The following is a 3,515-nucleotide window of genomic DNA, read 5'->3' on the forward strand; positions in this document are numbered from 1 at the left end:
TTAACCATCGTTCATGCGGGGCAAATTAGCGCTTCTTCCCCATGAACTGCGCACCACGACTTTGCACTGCGGCAGGGCCTCGTTAAGGGTCCGTGCAAATGACGGCCATTCCCCTTCCTGCCAGCGGTGTGCTTGACGGAGCGATCCATCGCTATGCCCTGCGCGTCTATTACGAGGACACGGATGCGGGCGGGATCGTCTATCATGCCAATTACTTGCGCTGGTTTGAGCGGGCTCGGTCCGATTTGCTGGATCTGCTCGACATCGACCAGGCGGCGGCGCTGATCGCGGGCGAGGGGGCCTATACGGTGGCGGAGGTTTCGCTGCGCTATCTGGTCCCGGCGCGCCTGGGCGATACCGTGAACCTTGAAACGCGCGCCGAGGCGATCGGCCGCGCCAGCTGTAACATGCGGCAAATTGCATGGCGCGGTGATACGAAACTGGCGGAAGCCACCGTGCGCGTCGGCTTCGTCGGCCCCGATGGTCGACCGCGCCGCCAGCCCGAAGCCTGGCAACGGGCCTTCACCGCTTTTACCGACGCCTCGCCCGCTTCACCTCCGGAAGGACAAGAATGACGTTCGATCTGCTCATGGCCGCGACTGACGCGGCGACTGGTGCGCCTACCCGGCTCAACCCGGTCAAGCTGTTCCTGGACGCCGACATCGTGGTGCAGGTGGTGATGGTCGGCCTGATCCTCGCCAGCGTGTGGACGTGGACCATCATCGTATCGTTCCTGCTGCGCATGGGCAGCATCGCGCGGCGTTGCAATTCCTACGAGAAGGAATTCTGGGACGCGGAGAATTTCGACGCTTTCCAACGCGAACGCCGCCGCGCCGAAGTGCCGATCGGCAAAGTGGCGGGCGCGGGCCTGGCGGAATACAAGCGCAATGCGGCGGGCCCGGGTGTCGATCCCGAAGGCGCACGCCAGCGCGTGGGCCTGGCCATGAATTCGGCGGTGGGCGAAGAGGCGGACAAGCTGTCTGACCGGTTGAACTTCCTGGCGACGGTGGGCTCTGTCGCTCCGTTCGTCGGCCTGTTCGGCACGGTATGGGGCATCATGAACAGCTTCTTCCAGATCGGCCAGCAGCAGAATTCCTCGCTTGCGGTGGTGGCGCCGGGCATTTCCGAGGCGCTGTTCGCCACCGCGATCGGCCTGTTCGCGGCGATCCCGGCGGTCATCGCGTACAACCGCTTCTCGCACCGGGTGAACGGCTTCGAGGCGCGGCTGCAGCGCTTTGCGGACAAGCTGCACGCCGCGCTGACGCTGCAGCTGGAGCAGCGCTGAGATGGCGATGGGACTGTCTGGAGGCGGCCGTCGGCGCGGTCGCGGGCGGGCCGGTGCGCCGATGTCGGAAATCAACGTCACGCCGCTGGTGGACGTGATGCTGGTGCTGCTGATCATCTTTATGGTCACCGCGCCGCTACTGAAGGCGGCGGTGCCGGTGGAGCTGCCTGACAGCCGCGCCAAGGCGATGGCGGAGGAAGCCAACCAAGTGACGATCACGATCCAGACCGACGGCACCGTCTATCTTGAGGAAGATGCGCTGGCGCCCGGCGAACTGGCCGATCGCCTGGCTGCGATCCCCGATGGTCCTGACGGCAAGAAGCCGCTGGTCACGCTGCGCGCGGACAAGGCGCTCGACTATGGCCGGGTGATGGACGTGATGGGTGAGCTGAACCGGGCCGGTTTCAACGCCATCTCGCTGGTCACCGGCACCGGTGGCGGCGTCAGTCCCGGTTCAGGGCAGTAAGGGTAGCCGAACGGACAATGGCTTTGGCGCTGCGCAAGGATGAAGGCCTGGGCCTGGGGATCGCGATTGCCGCGCATGCTGCGCTGGTGGCGATCCTGCTGCTGCGTCCGCACTCCGCCCCTGTCGTCAAGCCGCCCGAGCGGATCGAGGTGACGATCAGCGATCAGGTGAGCCTGACCAGCACCTCGCCCCAACCCAACAGCCAGGCCGCCGCGCCGGTGGCACCCACTCTGGGTGAGCCCAAGCCCGAGGAAGAAGCCGCCCCGGCAAAGAGCGAACCCGAAGCGCAGCCAGAGCCGGAACCCGCGCCGCCCGAACCTGCGCCGCCGCAGCCCAAGCCTAAACCGACCCCGCCCAAGCCGACCCTGCGTGAACCCAGGGCGGAACCCAAGCCGCAGCCTTCGCCCAAGCCCGTGGCCAAGCCGGTTCCGCGTCCGGCTCCGAAACCGCCTGCGCCCAAGCCGGTCGCGAAGCCGGCGCCGAAGCCGCGCCCGGCACCGCCCCGTCCCGCACCTCCAAAACCTGCGCCGAAAGCCCCGCCGCCAAAGGCCGCCGCGCCACGCACGCCTGCGCCTAAAGCCCCCGCGGCGAAGGCACCTCCCGCCAAGGCACCCGCGCGGCCATCATCCGGGCAGACCGGATCGGCCACCAAGGGGGCGGCCAAATCCCCTCCGTCCAAAACGCCCTCCAAGTCCAACGCCCCGGCGGGCGGCAGCCGCATCGGCTCGGACTTCCTGGCGGGCGTGACGGGGGCCACCTCGCCCAATCGCACACCTGCCGCCGCTCCCGCCGCGCCCAGCATCGGCCCGGCAGTGCGTTCTTCCCTCGCCAGCGCGATCTCGCGCCAGCTCAAGCCCAAGTGGCAGGCACCGCAGGGCCCCGACGCGGATGATCTGGTCACGATCCTGTCGTTCAATCTCAACCGCGACGGCTCGCTGGCGGGAACGCCCACCGTCGTGAAACAGTTGGGCATCACCGATATCAACCGCAATCAGGCGGCGCGGCATGCCGAGCAGGCGATCAAGGCGGTGCGCCTAGCCGCTCCGTTCGACTTGCCGGACCAATACTACGATGCGTGGAAGCGTGTCTCTCAATTCCGTTTTGACAGGAGGCTCTCGCAATGACGCTGCGTTTTTCGACCCTGGCCTTCCTGCTGGCCACCGCGACCGGCCTCGCCGCCGCTCCTACGTTTGCGCAGGATGCTCCCGCGCCGCCAGTTGCGGAGCAGCCGACGAACGAAGCGGATGACGGCGGCCTGACCGGCAGCGTCTCTGACGAGAACGAGTGGCAGAACATCGGCATCGCCATCACCACCTTCGCCACCGACCGCGACGTGCCGACGCAGACCAACGCCGGTTCCACCGCGCAGCTGGGCCAAGCGATCTCGCAAGTGATCGCATCGGACCTGAAGAACAACGGCCTGTTCAAGCCGACCGGCCCGGATGGCCTGCCGCAACCCACGCTGCCCGAAGTGCAGACTCCCAGCTACGCCACCTGGTCCGGGCGCGGTGCGGACATGCTGGTGCAGGGTTATGTGAAGGCCAGCGCGGATGGCCAGCTGACGGTCGGTTGCTACCTCTACGATATTTCGCTCACTCGGCAGCTGGTGAAGGCAGGCTGGCAGTTCGCGGCGACGGACTGGCGGCGCGCGGCGCACAAGTGTTCCGACCTTGTCTATTCGCGCCTGTCCGGCGAAAGCCCGTTCTTCGATTCCAAGATCGCCTACATCGCCGAAACCGGGCCGAAAGGCCGCCGGATGAAGCG

The 3,515-nt window shown here is 67.0% G+C and carries 4 protein-coding genes and 1 pseudogene; all 5 read left to right on the forward strand.

Going from position 1 to position 3,515, the window contains the following annotated elements; translation table 11 throughout:
• Positions 1 to 98 precede the first annotated feature (98 nt).
• Entirely contained in the window at positions 99 to 575 is a 477-nt protein-coding gene (locus tag ACHWRX_RS14005; protein WP_394659647.1) for a YbgC/FadM family acyl-CoA thioesterase, read from the forward strand.
• The gene (tolQ, locus tag ACHWRX_RS14010; protein ID WP_394659648.1) at positions 572 to 1,285 is read left to right on the forward strand and encodes a protein TolQ; all 714 of its coding nucleotides are present in this window, start codon (positions 572 to 574) and stop codon (positions 1,283 to 1,285) included. The genes ACHWRX_RS14005 and tolQ overlap by 4 nt, the downstream gene beginning before the upstream one ends.
• A gap of 1 nt (position 1,286) precedes the next feature.
• Positions 1,287 to 1,751: a biopolymer transporter ExbD gene (locus ACHWRX_RS14015; RefSeq protein ID WP_288417095.1), complete on the forward strand. Its 465-nt coding sequence runs from the start codon at positions 1,287 to 1,289 to the stop codon at positions 1,749 to 1,751.
• Between the two features lie 17 nt (positions 1,752 to 1,768).
• The gene (locus tag ACHWRX_RS14020; protein ID WP_394659649.1) at positions 1,769 to 2,875 is read left to right on the forward strand and encodes a hypothetical protein; all 1,107 of its coding nucleotides are present in this window, start codon (positions 1,769 to 1,771) and stop codon (positions 2,873 to 2,875) included.
• Positions 2,872 to 3,515 (forward strand): annotated as a pseudogene (gene tolB, locus ACHWRX_RS14025) (Tol-Pal system protein TolB); the annotation flags it as partial. The gene ACHWRX_RS14020 and the pseudogene tolB, both read left to right, overlap by 4 nt.

Source organism: uncultured Novosphingobium sp. (genome assembly GCF_964277725.1).
Taxonomy (GTDB): Bacteria; Pseudomonadota; Alphaproteobacteria; order Sphingomonadales; family Sphingomonadaceae; genus Novosphingobium; species Novosphingobium fluoreni.